The sequence below is a fragment of the Bacteroidota bacterium genome (assembly GCA_016722565.1).
Lineage (GTDB): Bacteria > Bacteroidota > Bacteroidia > 2-12-FULL-35-15 > 2-12-FULL-35-15 > 2-12-FULL-35-15.
Genome location: JADKIU010000002.1, coordinates 959,465 through 979,656, shown reverse-complemented (window position 1 = coordinate 979,656; position 20,192 = coordinate 959,465). Strand labels below are relative to the sequence as shown.

Genomic DNA, 20,192 nt, shown 5'->3' with positions numbered 1-20,192 from the left:
TATTTTGAACGAACTAATTAGAAATTCGCTGTGTGTAGGTTATAAGAATGAATATGCTGGTAAGGATGCTCACGATTGGTGCAGCTTCCTGGATGAAGCGGCTTGCATATTTTTTTCTAGGTTCAACATAAATAATGTCGTTGGCTTGGAGCACCATCGTCCCTTGTTTAATCCCTTCAATCTGAGATAAATCAATTAAGAAAACATCGTGCTTTTTATCCGGTGTTTCACGAATAAGTTTAACCATTCTGGCCTTTCCATCGTCTGCAATACCTCCAGCAAGCGCCAACGCTTCAATCAAAGTGGTGTTGTTATTCACTAATGGAATAACCTTGGCATCTCCTGCACTGCCCGGAAATACAATTACTCGTTTATTTGAAACGGACATAATCACATATGGACGAACATAAAAACTAGCATATTTTTCCTCAAGCAATGTTTCAGCCTCTCTAATGGTATAACCACTTAGTTTTATCCTTCCTAAAACAGGCAATTTTGCACTACCATCCGATTCAACCAAATACTGAATATTAGACTCAAAGCGATATCCCATATTGGCTGAATTTAAAGAGGTTAAATCCACCAATTTAAAACCATCATTTGAATACATGCTAAATTCCAAAATGTCATTTGCAGATATTTTATAGTCTAAAGCTTTTGTTGAATCAGGATTTTGGGCGTATTTGTAATCTTTTCCGGTTTTCAGCATGATGCTGGGATTTATCCATCCACAACTGGTGAAAAATAACGATAATCCAAACAAATAGAGCAGTTTACGCATATAGTCTTAAGTATTTTAACATACAAAGTTAAAAAATATTACGAAACCCCGACTGACTTTCAATTTTAAAAGAATTTTGCGGTGAATGGCTTGTTTTTGTTGGAGAATATATCTAGAGAGGACTCTTAATAGCCAGTTTTATGGGAGATTAGCTTTTTTTTGTTAAGGATTTATATAAAGTCTCCATATCGCTTACCAAGCGCGTATAATGAAATTTTTCTTTGACATGAACCCACCCTTTTTGCGACATATTTGCTCGAATGGATTCATTTTCAATGAGTTTTAATAAGGCTTCCGAAAATTGAGGCAAATTATTGTTTTCACATAAGAATGCAGTTTCATTCGGAATCACCACATTTTCAATACCACCCACATTTGTGGTAACAATAGGTTTATTTGATGCTTGAGCCTCTATCAAACTTACCGGTGTCCCTTCATTGAAGGAGGTTAATGTAATAATATCGCTCCCGGCAAGGGCTATGTCAATTTCCTTAATCCAAGAGGTGAAGGTTAATAGTGCCTTTTTGTTGGAGGTGGTTCCGTCTACAAATGAAATTCCAAGCTCAGTTGCTTTTGCTTCAATTCCTTTACGTTCTTCTCCATCACCAATAATAAATGCACGTAATTTTTTAGATGTTTGTTCTGAAACAATTTCTACTGCTTCTAAAAAAAGTGAATGATTTTTTATCGGAACAAGTCGACCGATAATTGATATGGCAATTTCATCTTCATCCAGATTGTATTGTTTGCGAAACGTATCTCTCTTTTCAGTCAAGCGCTCTTGAAATTTTGAAAGATCAAATCCTAAAGGAATAACTTTCACTTTATCGGCTCTGCAAATTTTATGAACCTCTACCAATTCTTGTTTTTGTATCTCGCTAATTGCAATGATAACGGTTGATTTTTTTGCAAGATAACGTTCAATAGTTTTATAAAACAATGTTTTTAATTTTCCAAAATAGGAATGAAATACATGTCCATGAAATGTATGAATGATAATAGGCACACCGCTGGAAGAAGCTGCCAGTCGGCCTAGTGTTCCTGCTTTAGAAGCATGCGTATGAACAATATCGGGTTTGAACTCTTCAATAATTTTTTTTATTTTTTTGTAGGCGGTGTAATCATTTTTGAGGTCAATTTCGCGCAACATCTCCTCAACAATAATTGGTTTGAGTCCTAAGTTGTTGACAATAAAATCGGAGCTTTCTTCTGTGTCGTCTTTTGCACCACCTACTAAAAGTGTTTCAAATTCATTCGACATGTATTTACTTAGATACGCCACATTGTAGGTAGGGCCACCTAGATTAAACCGGTTGATAATGCGTAATACTTTTGTCATATTTTTTTCCACCAATATTGAAATACAATCAATGCCCATACTTTTTCTACAGCATCATTCGGATTGTTTGAGAATAATTGCATTTTTAATCTTTTTATTTCTTCGCCATTAAATATTCCTTGTTCTTCAATGAATTTATCTTCTAATAATTCATTTGTAATCATTGATTTTAAATCCGTTTTAAACCATTTTAAAAGAGGTACTTCAAAGCCTTGTTTCCTTCGCAACAATAGTTCAGGAGGAAGTAGGTCCTTAAACGTGTCTCTCACAATTTTTTTACGTGTTGTACCATCAATTTTATAGTCAACCGGAAGAGAAAAAGCAAAATTAACCAAATGATGGTCTAAAAAGGGAACGCGAACCTCCAAGCTTCTGGCCATGCTCATGCGATCCACTTTTACAAGCATGTCATTTTCTAAAACCAATTGCATGTCGGTGAGTAATACCGAATTGTAATCAGCAGAAATAGAATTCAGGATAGATGATTTTCTTTTTTCGTAATCCGTATCTGAAATCGCTTGATTATATTTTTTTGAAAATAGTTGATCTGCTGTATAGCCTGACCATTTGGCCCATTGCCAGTAGCGTTCCTGCGGACTCATTTTCATTCCTTCAGCAAATTTTTCAAGTTGTCGAATTTTGTTTCCTGTTTTGCTGTTCCGCGATTTTGGAAGTTGTTTTAAAAGTGAATGGGATGATTTTACAAGCGTAGCTTTTAATCCGCCTTTCCGCGCTTTGAGTTCGGCCGCATGTTTGTTGTACCCTGCAAAAAGCTCATCTGCTCCATCTCCAGAAAGCGCTACGGTAACATGCTTTTTGGTATGCATGCTCAAAATGTTCACGGCTAACGCTGAAGAATCAGCAAATGGTTCATCTGTGTAATCCAGTAATTCTTGAAGGTTTGCAAACAAATCGGCATTGCTTAATTCAAAAACAGTATGATTGGTTTTGTACTTTTTAGCAAGTAAAATTGCAAACGAAGTTTCATCAAAAAGTGGTTCATCTTTAAAACCAATCGAAAATGAATTTAAATGTTGTGTGTTTTGTGCTGCAATAGCTGTAATAATAGATGAATCAATTCCACCACTCAAAAATGTTCCCAAAGGCACATCTGCAATCATGCGTTGTTGAACAGATGATTCTAACAAATGTTTAAATGTTTTTTGAGCAGATTCGTAGGAAGGAATATTCTTCAATTCACTTGTGTATGGAATGGAATAATATTTTTTTTCTTCAATTTTTCCTGTCGAATCTAAATCTAAAAATGTGCCGGCTTTCAGTTTTTTTACATGCTCAAAAATGGAATAGGGGCTTGGAATATAGTTTAGATGAAAGTAGAGTTGTAAGGATGTTTTGTCAATTACTTTTGGTATTTCAAACGCCATTAACGCTTTGAGTTCTGACCCGAAAACAAATCGATTTTCATCTTTGTAATAGTACAACGGTTTTATTCCAAATCGGTCGCGCGCTAAAAAGAGTTTCTCCGAACTTGAATCATAAATTGCAAAGGCAAATTCTCCATCCAATTGCTCCAAACATTTTTCTTTGTCGGAGATATAGAGTTGTAACAATACTTCTGTATCACTGTTGGATTTGAATTTTATTCCTTTGCTCTCAAGCTGCAAACGCAGTTGTTTGTAATTGAATATCTCTCCGTTAAAAACGATGGTATATCTTTTTGATTCATCCGTAAAGGGTTGTGCCGCAGCATTGGAGGTGTCAATAATTGATAGTCGTCTGTGACCCAATGCCACATTTTTATCGAAGTACAATCCTTCTCCATCTGGTCCACGCTTCAACAATGAGTAGGTGGCCGCACTTACTTTGTTCAAGTAGGTTTTCCCTTTCTCATTGAATGCTACTATTCCCGTTATTCCACACATACTTTATTTTGTTTTAAACACCACCCAATTACATTGTTTGTCGGTTTGTGTTTTCATTCTTCCTATAGTAACTACAGTATTTTCTGAGGTTTTATACCATCCTTCGTCCCAAGCACCCATATCTGTGTACAATGCATCAAGCGCTCCCAATTCAACTAAATCTTTAGTAAAGGCTGAAAGTGTAATATGCTCATACGATTCAATAATTGCAGTTTTGTTTCCTTTGAGTTTTACGATTGCTCTTCTTTGAAAGAGTTTTACATCTTTGTATTTCGCTCCTACACCTTTTTCAATCAATTGAATTTGTTGAAATAACGAACCTTTTTGTGCAACAAGACTCTTGATATACGCATCGGTTAATAGTGCTCCTTTGTTTGTTGGAAATATTTCACTTACGCCATTGATGATTTTCAGCGCACCTCCAATGGAATGATTGATTTTATCTTTGTTTACCACCATCCCTTTTTCAATATAAAGGCCGTCAACACTTAAGTTTTGTAAATTCGTAAAGGCACCGGCAATACAAAGTAAAACAGTTTGATCCTTTTTGTCAGGGCGCTTTAACGTAATATCCAGTTTTAAATTATTTTGATGAAACAGGGTATAAGTATAGCCGGATTTGGTTTTTAATTTTTCAACAGTTAATCCATTGCTATCGTTTGTTGCATTTTTGAAGGAGGAGTTTAAAAGCGGAGATACAACTGCAAGCAGCAGTAGGGTGGATGCTAAAAATAAACGCCTTGAGTTCATTGGTTCGTTATGTGAAAAACTTTGTTAATATACAAAAAATGAATGAGGTGGAAGTAGGGCTTTATTCCTTTTTCTTTGTTATAGAACTAATTTTTAATAATTCCAGGTAAAATGTCATCATCACTCATCTTAATTTGTGTATTAGCCTATTCACTATTACTGTTTTATGTTACTTGGTGGACATCCAAAGGAGCAAACAACGAAAGTTATTATGTTGGTAATCGTTCCTCAAAATGGTATTTGGTTGCCTATGGAATGATTGGTGCCTCCCTTTCAGGAGTGACGTTTATCTCCGTTCCGGGCGCTGTTGGAACGTCTCAATTCGGCTATTTGCAAGTAGTATTGGGCTATCTGGTTGGTTATGTTGTGATTGCCTATGTATTGTTACCTTTATATTACCGGTTGAATTTAACCTCCATTTACAGCTATTTAAAAGGTCGGTTTGGCAATTCCTCTTATAAAACTGGAGCCTTCTTTTTTATTTTCTCAAGAGTGGTAGGTGCAGCTTTTCGAATGTACATCGTTGTGAACGTATTGCAAGAATTTGTATTTGACGACATGGGCGTGCCCTTTTTTGTTACTGTTGCCGTATTTATGCTGTTGATTTTGTTATACACCTATCAAGGTGGTGTGAAAACAATTGTTTATACGGATACGTTGCAAACGACATTCATGATTGTATCGGTTGTATTATCGATTGTTTTCATCATGCAGGATTTGAATCTAAGTGTTTCGGATATGGTTCATCGCATTTCTGAAAGTGAATATTCAAAAACGTTTTTTGACGATTGGCAAGCAAAATCGTTTTTTCCGAAACAATTTTTTGGTGGAATGTCCATCGCCATTGCCATGACAGGATTAGATCAGGAGATGATGCAAAAAAATATCAGCTGTAAAACCTTGGGAGATGCACAGAAAAACGTTTTAACCTTTAGCGGAATTTTATTAATTGTAAATATTTTGTTTTTGGTTTTAGGTGCTTTGTTGTACATCTATGCTCATCAGGAAAGTGTCCCATTGATGATGAATGAGAAAGGGAAGATTATTTCGGATAATGTTTTTCCAACAATTGCGCTACATCATTTCGGAACGGTAAGCGGCATTTTCTTTATTCTGGGTTTAATCTCTGCTGCTTATCCAAGTGCAGATGGTGCATTAACCGCTTTAACGAGTGTTTTTTGTTTGGATTTTTTAGGCTTAAAAGAAGATACATCCAAAACCGAAGAAGAAAAAACAAAAATTCGTCACCGCGTTCACATCGCTTTTGCCAGTATTTTGTTTGTCGTGATTATTATCTTCAAGCTAATTAATGATGATGCAGTTATTACAGAATTATTCACCTGGGCAGGATATACGTATGGGCCATTGCTCGGATTATACGCATTTGGATTATTTACAAAGTTGCAAGTGAAAGATAAGTGGGTTCCTTTCATCTGTATCCTTTCGCCTGTAATTTGTTACACCTTAAATACGTTTTCAAAAGAATTATTCAACGGTTATAAATTCGGATTTGAAATGATTATCCTGAATGGATTAATCACTTTTATCGGATTGTGGCTGATAAAGAAGAGATAATTAAAATCCTGTTGCAAATAAATTCTTCGCGCCTTTCATGCCACATTTCAGATATTGATTGTATGCTTCTGCAGCTCTCAGGTGAATCTGTGTCCCTGTTTCATTATTTAACCACCCATCAATAGCCGCTTTTAAGGTGTAGGCTTCCGGACACATTAAGTTGGTTGTCCACAACAATGGATTTGCGCCAGCTGCTTTAATTCCTTCTTTGTAATAACTTTTACTTGCACACGCTAAGATGATGACATCTTTTTTATCACTTCCCTTTTTTGTTGGATAGGTATCTAAAGTGAAATCCATTAAACCATCATGACCAACATAGCAGACAAGTTGTGCAGCATTAAAGTTTAGGACTTTCCCTTTCACCATAATGGTGTCAGTTACATTTCCGGAAGCAGAATTAAAGAAATTTTCGTTACAGGTTTTTATTTTATCGCCTTTGTAACCATCCGCTATAATGTAAGCATCTTGTGTAATGTGTTTAAAAATACAACGCTCTAGAATAATTGGGGAGACTGCTTTTCGTTTGGAAACCAATTTCCATTCAGCAGCATTTTTAAAAAAGGTTCGAACTCCGTAACCGCAGCCCCAGTACAAATTATTATCAGGATCATTTCCATTTCCAATTTTTTTTGGAACAGGAACTATACCCTGACTGTCATTATCACACAAGGCGACAAAAACATGAATAATTTTTGTTTCAGCATTTAGAAATCCTATTTGAAAGAGGAAGAGTAGGAGCAGTAATTTTTTACTCATATTCTTAAAATTTAATTTAAGGATTTTGTGAATCTTTGATTTCATTTTATCAAGTTTATAGTTTAACTGATAATGCTTGAATTGATAAAAAGATACGCAGAGGTTGGTGGTCTGTAATTTATAAAATAAAAATGGCAGCCAATATCATGACGATAATCACGATTACATATTGCCATACATCGGGAAAATACACTTTAACGAACTCCCAGGCATTTTTTGGTTTTTGTTTTTCGGTCATTGTTATTTAAAGTAATGCTTTACTACGTCTAAAATTCATCAAAACAAGCCGCATTTCCGGCTACAATTTCTCTTCCAAAGATATAATTTTCTTCGCCTTTAAAATCGGTTACTTTTCCACCGGCTTGTTGCACAATAAATGCACCAGCGGCAACATCCCATGGTTGTAAGCTGTATTCATAAAATCCTTCAAATCGACCACAAGCTACGTAGGCTAAATCGGTAGCAGCAGAACCTAATCTGCGCAGTCCATGGGTGTTTTTCATAAAATGTTTAAATACCTCCATGTATTCGTCCATGCGGTTGTAATCGTAATAGGGAAAGCCTGTGGCGAGCAGCGAATCAGCCAGTTTTGAAGTAGCAGAAACGTGAATTTCGTTGCCATTGAGATACGCTTTGCTGCCTTCCCAGGCATAAAAACATTCGTCAAAGTTGATTTCGTAAACAACGCCCATCACCAACTCATTATTTCGCATTAATGCAATGCTGATCGCATAACAAGGAATGCCATGGATAAAGTTAGTTGTCCCATCCAACGGGTCGATCACCCAATTGTACTGTTCACCTTTTTTAGAAGAAGTGCCTTCTTCAGCAATAAATCCCGATTCAGGCAATAATTGAGATAGTTTTTCTACAATCAGCTTTTCAGAAGTTTTATCTACGTAGGAAACAAGGTCGTTTTTTCCTTTGATTTCAATTTTATCGGAAGAGAACTTATTGCGCTCCGATTTGATAAAAATGCCCACTTCTTTTGATAAAGCGCATACTTCTTGGCAGAGTGTTTGTAAGTTAGGAGGCATAAAATGTATAGTTTATTCACAAAGTTACGTTTAAAACACTATCGATTATACGTTTAACCACTGCTTTTATTTGATTAATTTTGATACAGATTATGAAAAACACCCCCATCATCACAAGTTCTCCCTGGAGAGCTCGGTTTTATATTGGCCTTGTGCTGATGTGTTTTTCTATTGTTTCGTTTGCTCAAGAACCAACCTTTAGCGTTAAGCTGAAGTTTTCAGTTCAACAAGGTGGATTAGAGAATTCGTTGATAACGATTACCCGCGATGGAAAACCTTATAGAATTATTGATCCTAGCAAGGGGAAATACTATATTGATTTAGAATTGGGGTCTGATTTCCTTTTTACATTTACAAAACCCGGACACATTACAAAGCAGGTCATTATCAATACGGTGGTTCCCAACGGAAGAGAAAATGAAGATTTTGCAAAATTTGTGGCGGATGTTGGATTGGAAATGCAACCGGAAGATAAAGTAGTTACTTATTCACAACCTGTCGGCCGTATTAAATACAGTGGAATGGTTGGGGATTTTGATTTCGACAAAGATTATACGCAAACGGCTACTGAAGCGCAAAAGAAGGATAAGGAGAATGCAAAACCAAAACCTAAGGAGCCAACACCCAATCCAAAGCCTGAACCACCAAAACCAGTTGTTCAGACTTTACCACCGAGTAATCCTGAACCCGTTGTTGTAAAACAGCCGGAGGTAACGCCCGAGCCACCAAAGCCAAAACCGGTGGTTGCGCAACCTGTGGTAGACTATAAGCCCGCAACTAAAAATAAAGTAGAGAAGATTATTCAGAAAGATCGTTTGAAAATTACCATCATCATGGTAACAATCAACAATGAAGAGTATGAATACAAAAAGGAGGAATATACCTGGGGAGGATTGTATTTTTACAAAGACGGGCAAAACATCACCGAGCGAACTTACGAGAAGGATACAGAATAGATCGTATTATCTCCTTCGTTTATGAATACCACTTGAATCGAACAGGGCCCCCCTTTCACAAAACCGCCAAGAACATCTCTACAAGCAAAAAGTTGTCGCCAAGATTTGGCTTGCCTTATTCCAATCCATTAAATTTCTATCAATTTTTTCTGAACCTGAACCAAACTAAGACCGCCCCCTCAGCTTTCAAAGAAAAAACCAGAGATAAAAATACTTTTCTCATTGTTTTAGTTAAGAGCCAATAATCTGAGATTTCTTCTCCAACTTTTTGAAATAAAATATACCGATAATTCCTACAATAAAAAGAATGGTTGAAATTAATTCGGCTTGAGTAAACTTAAATCCGTTCACATCATACAAGGTATTCACGCGAATTTTTTCGATAAAGAAACGTTCTATCCCATTAAATATTAAGTAAATCGAAAACAATACACCAGGGGTTTTAATACGTTTACGGATGCTCCATAAAATTGCAAATAAAAACAAACACATCAATGTTTCATAAAATGGAGTAGGGTAAACAGCTGGAACTAAGTGGTTACAATATTTATCGGTTGTACAATTTAAAATTTCAACACCATCATTTACCACGTTGTGAGGATAATCATAACTCCAAACCCAGTCTGGCGCCCAACTTAACCAGCTTGGTTTTGGGTTTAAGTTTCCAATTCCCCAATCGCCATCACCAGCCATGTGACAACCAATTCGTCCAACAGCATAACCAACCATAATGGATGGAGCGGAAGAATCAATTAAGTGTGGTGTAGGGATACCGTTTTTCTTTCCATACCAGATTAAGGCGATGGATGCCAAAATCAATCCTCCATACATTGTTAAGCCGTCAAAAGAGAGCAATGCGCCCATTGGATCAGCAACAAATGTACTCCAGTTTTCGAGGTTGTGAAAAATTTTAGCTCCCAGCAACCCTGCAAATGCAGCAATTAATGTCATGTTCCCCACATGCTGATGCGGATGCATCTGTTCTTCTTCCCATCTGGGTTTATCTAATTTCGTTTTTTCTTTTTCGCGGTATTTAAGATAAACGGAACCAATAGCGAAAAGTATTCCCCCGATAAAATTTCCTTTGGTAGAAAGTAAAGCCCTAGGTATCTTCTGTAAAAGCTGAAAAATTTAAAGCAACGAAAAGAAGTTTGTAACCGATTAGAAAGCCGAGTAATCCTGAAAAAACAATTCGGAAGTGGTTGATTTTTCACCTTTCAACACCTTTTTTGTTGTTGGTTTTAATAAGCCTTCAGACTCTTTACGTTTTAGTTCTTGGGTCCAGAAATAAGCAGCGACTAAAAACGCGATAGCAACAAAAAAACCGAACATTTGAACCATTTTTAAACCTGGCCAATCGAGTCCGAATAAATCTTTAAATGCGTAATAGAGGGATGGATACATATATGGTTATGAGTGATGATTTATAAGTTGTGAAATAATGCTGCAATTTACGAATATGGACTCAAACAAGCTGCGTTTTCGTTAATAATATAAAATGATCAATAAATAAGACAATTAGCTCTGGACTCGATTGCTTTAACCAACAACTAACAACCAACAACTAACAACCAACAACTAACAACCAACAACTAACAACCAACAACTAACAACCAACAACAACAACAACAACAACAACTAACAACTAACAACTAACAACTAACAACTCACAACTCACAACTCACAACTAACAACTCATAACTCATAACTCATAACTTATAACTTATAACTCCTCACTCCAATCCGAGCATAGCTCTGAAGGATTCCTTGCCTTCTTTCGTTTTTTTGAGGTTGGTGATAAGCAGAATGGCTCTGTCGATGCGCAGTTGGGAGTTTTTAACGGTGTTGACATAATGGATAATGTAACGTTGCTTCCCGGGAGTAAGCATTTTAAATCGTCTCATGCCTTCTTCATCTTGTTCTAAAAGTTCTTTCAGCTCATCGGATAATGTCATGCCATATTCGCTATCGTCTTTTTTTAAAGAAACGGTTACTTCATCTTTGAACTTCAAGCCTAATTTTTTCAAGCGCGACATATTAATGCTGATATAACCGCTTCCATTTCCTAAAGCAACCAACCCACCTTGAAAAGTAAGTTTACCATTGATTGTGCACAATAATCGCATTTTGAATTTACCACCAAGTTGGTCGATAATATCAGGAGGTACTTCAAAGTAATGCATGCCTACAAGGTATTCGAGCTTGTAGATTTTGCTTTTATAAGTTATTTCAGCAGCTTTTTTCTTAGCCATTTTTGTTTAGAAAAAAAGGGGCAAATTGCCCCTAATTATAATTTGTTTTGAGATTATGATTCTCTACACACCCCTGGCCCCTCTCTAGAGGGGAATGGATTCTGCTAAGAATTATCCTTACACTTAGATTCGTATATTCGTTTTTGTTAGTTATTTCTACCTATTCTTCTTTCTCAGCATTTTCGTATTTCACAATGTCTGTTGCAAAATCCATAAAGAATTTATGAGCAGATGTAAATACAAAACGATTATCACCTGTTTTTTCGATGATGTTTCTTCTGTTGAGCGTGTTGATGAAATTCTTACGAGAATCAGCATCTTTCAGCTGTTTGTTCGATAAAATTAAATCAATGTAAGAGGAGTTTGTGAAATAGTTTTCGATTTCTTCCATTTCAAATTCCGAAAATTGAATTCTTTCCAAGAAGTTTTTGCCATCTCTGTCCAATTCATAACTCAACAAAGAAATGAAAATACAGATATCACGCGACAACATCTCTGCAGACTCTTCTGAAACCAGATATGCGTAATCTTGTGTTAAACGCAATTCATAGTTGAATGACGCTTTGAAGAAGTACGTATACGATTGTTCGTTATCTTTTACAGTTTGATACGTACGTTCGTTTGGCAACATAAATTTGCCCGACATAAGATCTTCTACGATTTGGCGGTGGTGGTTAGGAAATTCCATCTTGTGTATCGATTATTAGAGGTTGTTGATTGATAGTTACTTTCGGAACTGTTAATGTTAAGTCGTTAATTTTGATTTTGTCAAATTCTGGTTTTGCGCCATATTCACGCTCAATGTCTTCATCAAAAGCTAATGTGGTCAAAGCGAAGAATTTTTCAATCTCTACTTTTTTATAATCTTCTTTTAATGTTTTGTTGCACCAGTTAAAGAAGTTGTGGACAGGTAAATTGTCTTTTAATTTCTTTGTATAATGTTCTTTGTCAAAAATCCATTTTTCTGATTCATTTTCTTCGTCTTCAAAATAAACATCGGTTTCGTTTTTGAATTGCTCAAAAATCTCAGAAGCATTGTAAAATGTATCTTTTGAATAAACAGAAATTTCTTTACGTTTAAGTAATCGCGGTGCTTTGCGTTTGTATGGATTTTTTAAATAGGTAATCCAGCCTGTTAAAATAATCGACTCGGTTCTGATACGTTCAATCAATGGTAATAATTCATTTGTCAAAATTTTAGATTGACGTAATAAATTATCATTCACTTGGATTAATTGAAAATAAAGCTTTTCGAACTGAATACGAGCATTCTCATCATCAAAATTCAAACGATATTTATTTGAATATTCTGAAATCTCATACAACTTGTTTGCAACAGAAGTGGAATGGTTGATGTCCAAAATTTTGTTCAACGGAATAATGTATTCGTCAATCCAGCGAGAAGCACGAACAATTTTTTCTCGGTAATCAATTTTCTTAACGTTCGCTTTTAACTCGCGTGTTTCCTGCAATAAACTTTGAGTGTTACGTTCCACCATTTCGTAGAACGATCGAACCTCAATAGCTAAGTCGTTCAAGCGTTGGCTCAACGTTACTTTGTCGCCATTGATGTTTTCTCTGATTTTGCGGAACAGTTCAGCAATAGAAGTATGATACTTTTCAATTGTTTCCGGCAACATTGGTTTGAACTCGCTCAACACGAACTCAATCAAGTTGTAATATACAGTACGAATTTCGTAGTTGTCGTTTACCGGACTCAAAATCTTGTATTCAATCAATTGCGGGCGAATGTCACTCTCGTGTTTCGCTACCAATTGATTCAATACTTCATACTTTATGATGCCTTCTTTTGATTGTGTTTCAAACAATTCAGCAATCACATCGTAATGTTCCAATAAAAAGCGGAGTATGGTTTTTGGTTCTGCCTTCATTTTATAAAACTATTAATTGCTTAGTTTAAGTTCTTTAAGTTCTTTTTGCCTACAACTTTTTCTACAACACCATTTCTTTCAACGATCACCGCATTTTGTTTTTCGTTGATATTGATTTTTCCTTTTGAAGGGTAGATGAAATAGTATTTGTTGAATCCTTCTACTGCATCCGGTGCAGCAAAAATTGGAATAAAGTTGTGCGCATTACAGAATTTCACAAGCTCCGGACGGTTTTGTTTATCTATCGTTGCAACCTCATCAATAAATAAGGTAATCTTGTTTTGTTCGTCAGTAATTGCCAAACGGTTGATGATTGCCATGATGATTACCAAACGAATCATTCTGTCTGTTCCATCCGATTCAACTTGGTTAGCCAAATCCACACGTTTTTCTGTTCCTTTGATTTCCAACAACAATTCGATGTTGAACAATTCATCAAAATGAACTTTTTTACCTGTATCTAAATAGGTGTTTAGGATTTTTAAGTTTTCTGATTGATCAAAATCAAAACTCATTTGTCCATTAAATTCCTGAATAGAGCTAATTGCTTTCAACTCACCCATGATGCGCTCGTTGTCAATCAAATCAATTTTCAGGGATTCGATGTTAGAGATACGAGTTGTTGCCAATTTCGTATTGAACTTGTCGTATACGAATTGTTTGAACTCTTCGTAACGTTTCAATAATGTAAATGCTGGGTTTGCAAATTGAGTTGAAATACTTGATAACAAGCCATCAATACTTCTTTCTTTATCGCTTAAACAAGCAATTTCCTCTTCCACAAAATTGATGAATTCGATTTCGTCAGCGATGCTACTTCTCAATCGGTATTTCAATCCTTCAAATGCCACGTCTTTGTTTGCTTTGATGTCGTGACGATCTTTTTGGTGGATTTGAATTTTTGAATAGATGTAATCTAAATTGTCGTTGGTTTCATACTCACGCGGTTCCACTTCAATGGATTCCATTTCCATTTTGCGGTCTTTCAATTCTTTCACACGAAGTTCAAGGTTGCGTTTTTCCTCATTCAATTTATCCAACATGATTTGTTTAGAAGCAATTTCTTTTACCAAATCATTTAATTGTACTTCCAATTCTTTTTTCTCTTCATTGAAACCTTTGATTTCATCCACAATGCCTTTGATTGCTCTTTCTAGTTGTGGTTTAGTTTCAATGCCCTTGATTTTTTCCTTGATCACCTCAAGTTCACCAAGAATACTTTTTAATTTAAAATCAGTTTTTTCTTTGTCAACAACAGTTTTTAGAAGCTCTTCAGTTTGTTTTTTCTCAGCAAGTAAAACTTTTAATTCGTCTTTTAATTCTTTTACTGATCGGAATTCAGTTAACTCCAAGCCTTTTGAAATGTCAATTTCACCATCAAAAATGTTCATCAGTTTATCAGAAACTTTTTTGATTTGTTTTTTGATTTGTTTGCTTGGTAAACTCAATACCTGCTCCGAAAGGATAGCATTCAGTAATTGTTTCGTTTTTTCGTCATCCGAAATTTTATGAATCAATAAGTTGTTGTAGTTGTTGATTTGATTTTCAACAGATGCAATTTTATCGTTCACTTTTTCTAGACGGAACTCTAAATGTTTGCTCGAAAGCTTTTGACTTTCAATGGTCGTGATTCTGTTTTCTATTTCTTTACGTTCTTGATCCAAATTTTTCATGGATTCTTTCAAGAATTCGATGGTTTCATATTTGTTGATTTCATGCAATTCCACTTGCTTTTCGTTCAAGTAAGTGGTTTTGTTTTTGATTTCAGCATTTTTTTCACCGATGTAAGAAGCGAAGTTTAATTCTTTCGGTTTTAGAATTTCGTTAATCTCATTGTGGATAGCTGCAATATGTCTTCCGCGTTCAACTGAAGAGATTTCCAATTCAGGAATTGCAGCAGTGTAGGCCGTGTTGAATGCATACAGCAATTCACTCACGATGGTTGTTTTTGAATTGTGAACTTTCACCAATTCACGGAAATCAAGGAAGTCGGTACGAACCGCTTTGATGCTTTTAATTTCTTCGTTGATGCGAAGTAAATCGGTAATGTCTTTTTTGTTTTTCTGAGAAAAGTTTAATCCTTCATTTTCGCGGTTATCCGCAATAATCAACGATTCTTTTAATGTTTTGTTGGTGATTAATTTAGAGTTAATTAAGTAGCGGTATACTTTCGAGAAGTTGTTGCTTAATCCGTCTGCTTTTACAGTGTCTTCTAGCCAAACAACCGCATTGTTTTTTGTTCCACGGTGGTAAACAGCGTTAAATACATCAGATTTAGTTGCAAACTTGCTGTGCATAACACCGCGTTTGTTTAAGTTTTCGATTACTTCGTCAAAGCTTAATAAACGTTGATGCGTTCCTTCCATTTCAAAGAAGAAATCTTCATTGTAATCGCTTTCGATTTTATAGTATTCCAATTCACCATCTGTATTTCGTTTAACCAAAATACAGTAGTAACCCATTTTATTGATTTCGAAAATCAAGAAACTCTTGTTGTGGGTAGGGAAGTAGTGATGAATGGTTTCTTTATCACCTTTACGCTGTCCACTGAACGACATTTTCTGTCCGTCAACCACAAACAGGAAGTTTAACGCATAAATCAGCGTTGACTTACCAATGTTGTTGGGTCCAACCAATTGGATAGAATCACAATTGTCGAGTTTCATTTCGGCTTTGCCGTAACCTTTGGAATTGATTAAAGAGATTCGAGTAAGCATCTTTTTATAGGATTATAAGATTTATGCTCAAATATACTTTAATGCCTTGGGCTATTTGTGATGTGAAATCGCTGTTAATAACAATTCCTTTAAAATAAGGGGGTAGGAGGGTTTTGTGTTAAAAAAATTAAAGTTTTTAAAAGTTTTAACAGAGACTTGATTTTTGACAAAAAATGATTATAATAAATTCTATAAAAATGTTTTTAGCCATTTTACAGCTTCAACTTCGCTGGTCATAATTTTTGTTGGTGTAATGGGTTTGTTGAATGTGATGTAGGCATTTCCCATAAGTTTTTGAACGCTATTTTTTACAACAAAACACTTGCTAAGGTATATTGGTTCGCTTCAGCACCGGAAGCGTATTTTCGGGCGTCCGGACTTGCCAACGCAAAATCGCCTGCAATAAAAAGGAGTGGGAATTTTTTACCACCACCGAGCTCAGCAAAAGCATTCACCATTTGTTTTCCGTCAATTAATTGCAGTGTATTGTTCGCTTTTATTTCAATTTGGATAATGCCATCACTACGCAATGAAACGATCGAAGAAGCATTATTAATTGATTTTATAATCGTTTTTTCGCTCATGTGATTATTATTTCATAAATGTTTTTAACCATTCTATTGCTTTTTGTTCGACAGTAAAAAGTGCATTTGGAGCAATTGGTTTGTTTACTTTAATATAGGCATTCCCTATTAATTTTTGAGCTAAACTTTTTACTACAATTGCAGCTGCTAAGGTGTATTCATTACCTGCTTTGCTTGCCCCAAATTCTCTCGCGTCTTTGTCCGCCAAACTGTATTCACCTGTGGTAATTAAAAGAAGAAGTTTTTGACCATTACCCACTTTACCAATATATGCTACCATGGCTTTTGTATCTTCACCAGTAAGTGTTTGGTTAGATTTAATATGCAAGTTAACGATGCCATCACTCCTAAAACGGACTTCAGCGGTTTTCAGATCAAGATGATGAAGTATGGTAATTGATTCTTTCAATTTCGTTTAATTGATAAAAGCAAATTTAAACTAAAAAGTATAAATAAAAGGAAAAGATTAGGCGAATGTTAATTCCGACATAGTCACTAAAACAGAACCGTCTGCATCCAATTCTTTTAATTCAACTTTTTTGAGTTGATTGATGAAGTCAGTATTGTAGGGTATTTTTACTTTTACATAGTTGTCGGTAAAACCATGCATAAAGCCATCTTTATTATCGGATTCAAATAAAACAGTGCGTGTTTGACCTAAATGTTGCTCATAAAAATAGCGAAGTTTTTTTGCAGATAAAATGCGCAACATTTTGTTTCGTTTTTTGCGGATAGCAACCGGAACAACGTTGGGTAAGTGAATTGCATCCGTATTGTCTCGTTCAGAATACGTAAATACATGCAGATAAGAAATCGGCAATTCGTTTAAGAAATTGTAGGTATCTAAAAAGTCTTCATCGGTTTCGCCCGGAAAACCCACAATTACATCCACACCTATGCAGCAGTGTGGCATCAATGCTTTTATCTTTGTTACGCGATCATTATACAGTTCCCGCAAGTATCTTCTACGCATCGCTTTGAGCATTTTATTGCTTCCCGATTGCAATGGAATATGGAAATGAGGAACAAAGCGTTTAGACTTTGAAACAAATTCGATGGTTTCGTCTTTTAATAAGTTGGGCTCAATGGAGGAGATTCTGAAACGTTCAATTCCTTCTACTTTGTCCAATTCTTGAACCAAATCTAAAAATGTTTCCTGTTTGCGGTTACCTTCTTTTGATGCATTATTCCCAAAATCGCCAAGATTTACGCCTGTTAATACAATCTCCTTCACATCTTGTTTGGCAATATCGTTTGCGTTTTTAACCGCATTTGCAATACTATCACTTCTGCTGTTCCCACGCGCAAGTGGAATCGTACAAAATGAACAATTGTAATCACAACCGTCTTGTACTTTTAAAAATACACGGGTTCGGTCGCCAAAAGAGTAGGAGTCAACAAAAAAGTTGGCCTCTTCAATTTCACAACTGTATATTTCTGCTTTCGATTTTTTGGTTAAATCGGTCAGGTAATTTAATAATTTGAATTTTTCGGACGCACCCAAAACCAAATCAACCCCTTCAATATTGGAAATTTCTTCTGGTTTAAGTTGTGCATAACAACCCACTACCACCACATACGCCTCAGGAGAAATGCTCAATGCCGATTTTACGATTTGTTTGCATTCTTTGTCGGCATTTGCTGTAACGGAGCATGTATTAATTACGTAGACATCGCTAGGTTGCTTAAAATCAACCTTTTGATAACCCTGCTCTTCGAATAAACGAGCAATGGTACTCGTTTCCGAAAAGTTGAGTTTACAACCCAATGTATGAAATGCGACTTTTTTCATTTAAGAACGCGAAGTTACTAATAATACCAATAAAATGGAGATTTTGCCTTCGTTTTATAAGCTGGTTGAACGAAAGAGGTTGTTTTTTCATGCAGATAGCGAATCGCTCATTTGTTCAAAAAACTGTTAATAAGTGCCAAGCGCTGTCCCGTTTTTACGCAAAAGGTTTTCTTAAACTTGAACTGTGATAAAATACCATCGATGTATCGTCACCTCTTGAATAACTAAAAATTATGAAAAAGCCACTTTTGTATCTATCCTTGTTTGTTTTTGCTGTGTCTTGCTCGTCAGATGAGAAAAAAACAGATACAAGAACTGTGTTCAAATACAATGATATGGCCGGGGTGAGTTCGTTGGATCCCGCTTCCGCCTATAATTTTGAGAATATTCTGGCAGTAAATCAATTGTACAATGGATTGGTGGAGATGGACGATGCGCTAAAAATTCATCCTTCCATTGCAAAATCCTGGGAAATTTTAAATGATGGAATGACCTATGTTTTTCATTTGCATACGGATGTCACTTTCCACGATAACGAATATTTTGAAAACGGAAAAGGCAGAAAAGTGGTGGCTAAAGATTTTGTGTACAGCTTCACTCGATTGCAAGACCCAAAAGTTTCGAAAGCAACCACTTTGTTGACCTATGTGAACGATCGCAGGCCCTTCGAAGCTCCAAACGATTCCACTTTCATTATTCATTTGGATAAACCTTTTACACCATTTTTGGGAATCTTAACCATGAAATATTTTTCGGTGATTCCGCAGGAAGTTGTGGAACGCTATGGCGAAGACTTTAGAAGAAACCCTGTAGGAACCGGCCCGTTTAAATTTAAAATGTGGAACGAAGGTTCTAAATTGGTTTTTGTTAAAAATGAAAATTATTTTGAATTTGAAAATGGTAAACGTTTGCCTTATTTGGATGCGGTTTCTATTTCGTTCATAAAAGATAAAGAAACTTCATTCTTAGAATTTTTAGAAGGCTCTATTGATATGGTTTCCGGAATTGATGCAATAAACACGGATGAAGTATTTACAGTAGAAGGGGAGTTGAAAGAGAAATATAAGACCGCCTTTAAAATGCAAACCCAACCGTATTTAAAAACAGATTATTTGGGTTTCTTGATTGATGAAAATCTTCCTCAATTTAAAAAGTCGCCATTAAAAATTAAAGCAATCCGACAAGCAATAAATTATGGTTTCGACCGGAAAAAGATGGTGATGTATTTGCGCAAAAATTTAGGAACTCCAGCAACTGCAGGTTTTATTCCTCCTGGATTACCTTCTTTTAACAGTTCGAAAGTTAAAGGATACGATTACAATCCGGATAAAGTAAAAGAGTTGTTGTTTCTTGCCGGCTTCCCTGATGGAAAAGGATTGCCGGACATTACTCTTTCTACCACCGAGCAATATTTAGAGTTAGCAGAATACATTCAATCACAATTGGCAGAGTTTGGAATCAACATTCGTATTGACGTACAAAAATCAACTGTGTTAGGTGATGCGATTGCAAATTCTAAATTGAATTTCTTCCGCAAGTCGTGGGTTTGTGATTATCCCGATGAGGAGAATTTTTTATCTCTCTTCTATAGTAAAAATTGGAGTCCGAAAGGCTTTAACTACACCCACTATAAAAACCCACAATTTGATTTGTTGTATGAACGCTCACAATCCGAATTAAACGATTCTATCCGTTATGATTATTACCAACAAATGGATCAGTTGTTAATTGACAATGCACCTGTTGTTCCTTTGTACTACGATCAAGTAGTACGTTTAGTGCAGAATAATATTTCGGGGTTGACCTCCAATTCGATGAATTTACTTTCGTTGAAGAAGGTGAAGAAGAAGGCAGCGAAATAGTTGATTGTAATCG

Annotated in this window: 16 protein-coding genes and 1 pseudogene; 3 read left to right on the top strand and 14 right to left on the bottom strand. The window is 35.7% G+C overall.

The annotated features are described in order from the left end of the window. Nucleotides 1–13: 13 nt before the first annotated feature. The 4 genes from IPP64_09815 to IPP64_09800 all read right to left on the bottom strand — a co-directional run bounded on the left by IPP64_09815 (nt 14) and on the right by IPP64_09800 (nt 4,753). Entirely contained in the window at nt 14–781 is a 768-nt protein-coding gene (locus IPP64_09815) for a polysaccharide biosynthesis/export family protein (protein ID MBL0329692.1), read from the bottom strand. Between the two features lie 148 nt (nt 782–929). Continuing rightward, nucleotides 930–2,120, bottom strand: coding sequence for a glycosyltransferase (locus IPP64_09810; GenBank protein ID MBL0329691.1), 1,191 nt, complete (start codon nt 2,118–2,120; stop codon nt 930–932). Then, nucleotides 2,117–4,003 (bottom strand): asparagine synthase (glutamine-hydrolyzing), encoded by a 1,887-nt coding sequence (asnB, locus tag IPP64_09805; GenBank protein MBL0329690.1) that lies wholly within the window; start codon nt 4,001–4,003, stop codon nt 2,117–2,119. The genes IPP64_09810 and asnB overlap by 4 nt, the downstream gene beginning before the upstream one ends. Nucleotides 4,004–4,006: 3 nt before the next feature. After that, nucleotides 4,007–4,753, bottom strand: a complete 747-nt coding sequence (locus IPP64_09800) for a hypothetical protein (protein ID MBL0329689.1) — start codon at nt 4,751–4,753, stop codon at nt 4,007–4,009. Nucleotides 4,754–4,864: 111 nt separating this feature from the next. Here IPP64_09800 and IPP64_09795 point away from each other — a divergent pair, with 111 nt between their 5' ends. After that, nucleotides 4,865–6,328, top strand: coding sequence for a sodium:solute symporter (locus tag IPP64_09795; GenBank protein ID MBL0329688.1), 1,464 nt, complete (start codon nt 4,865–4,867; stop codon nt 6,326–6,328). Here the strand turns inward: IPP64_09795 and IPP64_09790 are convergent, their stop codons facing one another. Together IPP64_09790 and IPP64_09785 are read right to left on the bottom strand one after the other, a co-directional pair. Further along, nucleotides 6,329–7,087, bottom strand: a complete 759-nt coding sequence (locus tag IPP64_09790) for a hypothetical protein (protein MBL0329687.1) — start codon at nt 7,085–7,087, stop codon at nt 6,329–6,331. Nucleotides 7,088–7,353: 266 nt separating this feature from the next. Continuing rightward, nucleotides 7,354–8,124: an inositol monophosphatase gene (locus IPP64_09785; GenBank protein MBL0329686.1), complete on the bottom strand. Its 771-nt coding sequence runs from the start codon at nt 8,122–8,124 to the stop codon at nt 7,354–7,356. A 92-nt stretch (nt 8,125–8,216) separates the two neighbouring features. On the opposite strand from IPP64_09785, the gene IPP64_09780 reads away from it, so the two are divergent. Next, entirely contained in the window at nt 8,217–9,080 is an 864-nt protein-coding gene (locus tag IPP64_09780; protein MBL0329685.1) for a hypothetical protein, read from the top strand. Between the two features lie 231 nt (nt 9,081–9,311). Here IPP64_09780 and IPP64_09775 read toward each other — a convergent pair. The 8 genes and pseudogenes from IPP64_09775 to mtaB all read right to left on the bottom strand — a co-directional run bounded on the left by IPP64_09775 (nt 9,312) and on the right by mtaB (nt 18,317). Then, nucleotides 9,312–10,484: pseudogene (locus IPP64_09775) on the bottom strand (prolipoprotein diacylglyceryl transferase). A 329-nt stretch (nt 10,485–10,813) separates the two neighbouring features. After that, nucleotides 10,814–11,332, bottom strand: coding sequence for a DUF1905 domain-containing protein (locus tag IPP64_09770; protein ID MBL0329684.1), 519 nt, complete (start codon nt 11,330–11,332; stop codon nt 10,814–10,816). 160 nt (nt 11,333–11,492) lie between these two features. Then, nucleotides 11,493–12,020, bottom strand: coding sequence for a hypothetical protein (locus IPP64_09765; protein ID MBL0329683.1), 528 nt, complete (start codon nt 12,018–12,020; stop codon nt 11,493–11,495). Further along, entirely contained in the window at nt 12,007–13,224 is a 1,218-nt protein-coding gene (locus IPP64_09760; GenBank protein MBL0329682.1) for a hypothetical protein, read from the bottom strand. The genes IPP64_09765 and IPP64_09760 overlap by 14 nt, the downstream gene beginning before the upstream one ends. Nucleotides 13,225–13,244: 20 nt before the next feature. Continuing rightward, nucleotides 13,245–15,941, bottom strand: coding sequence for a hypothetical protein (locus IPP64_09755; GenBank protein MBL0329681.1), 2,697 nt, complete (start codon nt 15,939–15,941; stop codon nt 13,245–13,247). Nucleotides 15,942–16,249: 308 nt separating this feature from the next. Beyond that, a complete protein-coding gene (locus IPP64_09750) occupies nt 16,250–16,525 on the bottom strand; it encodes a hypothetical protein (GenBank protein MBL0329680.1) in 276 nt (91 codons plus the stop codon). Nucleotides 16,526–16,532: 7 nt separating this feature from the next. Next, nucleotides 16,533–16,934: a hypothetical protein gene (locus IPP64_09745; protein MBL0329679.1), complete on the bottom strand. Its 402-nt coding sequence runs from the start codon at nt 16,932–16,934 to the stop codon at nt 16,533–16,535. A gap of 57 nt (nt 16,935–16,991) precedes the next feature. Next, entirely contained in the window at nt 16,992–18,317 is a 1,326-nt protein-coding gene (mtaB, locus tag IPP64_09740) for a tRNA (N(6)-L-threonylcarbamoyladenosine(37)-C(2))-methylthiotransferase MtaB (GenBank protein MBL0329678.1), read from the bottom strand. 233 nt (nt 18,318–18,550) lie between these two features. On the opposite strand from mtaB, the gene IPP64_09735 reads away from it, so the two are divergent. Beyond that, nucleotides 18,551–20,179, top strand: coding sequence for an ABC transporter substrate-binding protein (locus tag IPP64_09735; GenBank protein ID MBL0329677.1), 1,629 nt, complete (start codon nt 18,551–18,553; stop codon nt 20,177–20,179). The last annotated feature ends 13 nt before the right edge of the window (nt 20,180–20,192 follow it).

What these genes read in the sequence shown, in the direction of transcription:
- IPP64_09815 (MBL0329692.1), bottom strand. Translation starts at nt 781, where the DNA reads ATGCGTAAACTGCTCTATTTGTTTGGATTATCGTTATTTTTCACCAGT.
- IPP64_09810 (MBL0329691.1), bottom strand. Translation starts at nt 2,120, where the DNA reads ATGACAAAAGTATTACGCATTATCAACCGGTTTAATCTAGGTGGCCCT.
- asnB (MBL0329690.1), bottom strand. Translation starts at nt 4,003, where the DNA reads ATGTGTGGAATAACGGGAATAGTAGCATTCAATGAGAAAGGGAAAACC.
- IPP64_09800 (MBL0329689.1), bottom strand. Translation starts at nt 4,753, where the DNA reads ATGAACTCAAGGCGTTTATTTTTAGCATCCACCCTACTGCTGCTTGCA.
- IPP64_09795 (MBL0329688.1), top strand. Translation starts at nt 4,865, where the DNA reads ATGTCATCATCACTCATCTTAATTTGTGTATTAGCCTATTCACTATTA.
- IPP64_09790 (MBL0329687.1), bottom strand. Translation starts at nt 7,087, where the DNA reads ATGAGTAAAAAATTACTGCTCCTACTCTTCCTCTTTCAAATAGGATTT.
- IPP64_09785 (MBL0329686.1), bottom strand. Translation starts at nt 8,124, where the DNA reads ATGCCTCCTAACTTACAAACACTCTGCCAAGAAGTATGCGCTTTATCA.
- IPP64_09780 (MBL0329685.1), top strand. Translation starts at nt 8,217, where the DNA reads ATGAAAAACACCCCCATCATCACAAGTTCTCCCTGGAGAGCTCGGTTT.
- IPP64_09770 (MBL0329684.1), bottom strand. Translation starts at nt 11,332, where the DNA reads ATGGCTAAGAAAAAAGCTGCTGAAATAACTTATAAAAGCAAAATCTAC.
- IPP64_09765 (MBL0329683.1), bottom strand. Translation starts at nt 12,020, where the DNA reads ATGGAATTTCCTAACCACCACCGCCAAATCGTAGAAGATCTTATGTCG.
- IPP64_09760 (MBL0329682.1), bottom strand. Translation starts at nt 13,224, where the DNA reads ATGAAGGCAGAACCAAAAACCATACTCCGCTTTTTATTGGAACATTAC.
- IPP64_09755 (MBL0329681.1), bottom strand. Translation starts at nt 15,941, where the DNA reads ATGCTTACTCGAATCTCTTTAATCAATTCCAAAGGTTACGGCAAAGCC.
- IPP64_09750 (MBL0329680.1), bottom strand. Translation starts at nt 16,525, where the DNA reads ATGAGCGAAAAAACGATTATAAAATCAATTAATAATGCTTCTTCGATC.
- mtaB (MBL0329678.1), bottom strand. Translation starts at nt 18,317, where the DNA reads ATGAAAAAAGTCGCATTTCATACATTGGGTTGTAAACTCAACTTTTCG.
- IPP64_09735 (MBL0329677.1), top strand. Translation starts at nt 18,551, where the DNA reads ATGAAAAAGCCACTTTTGTATCTATCCTTGTTTGTTTTTGCTGTGTCT.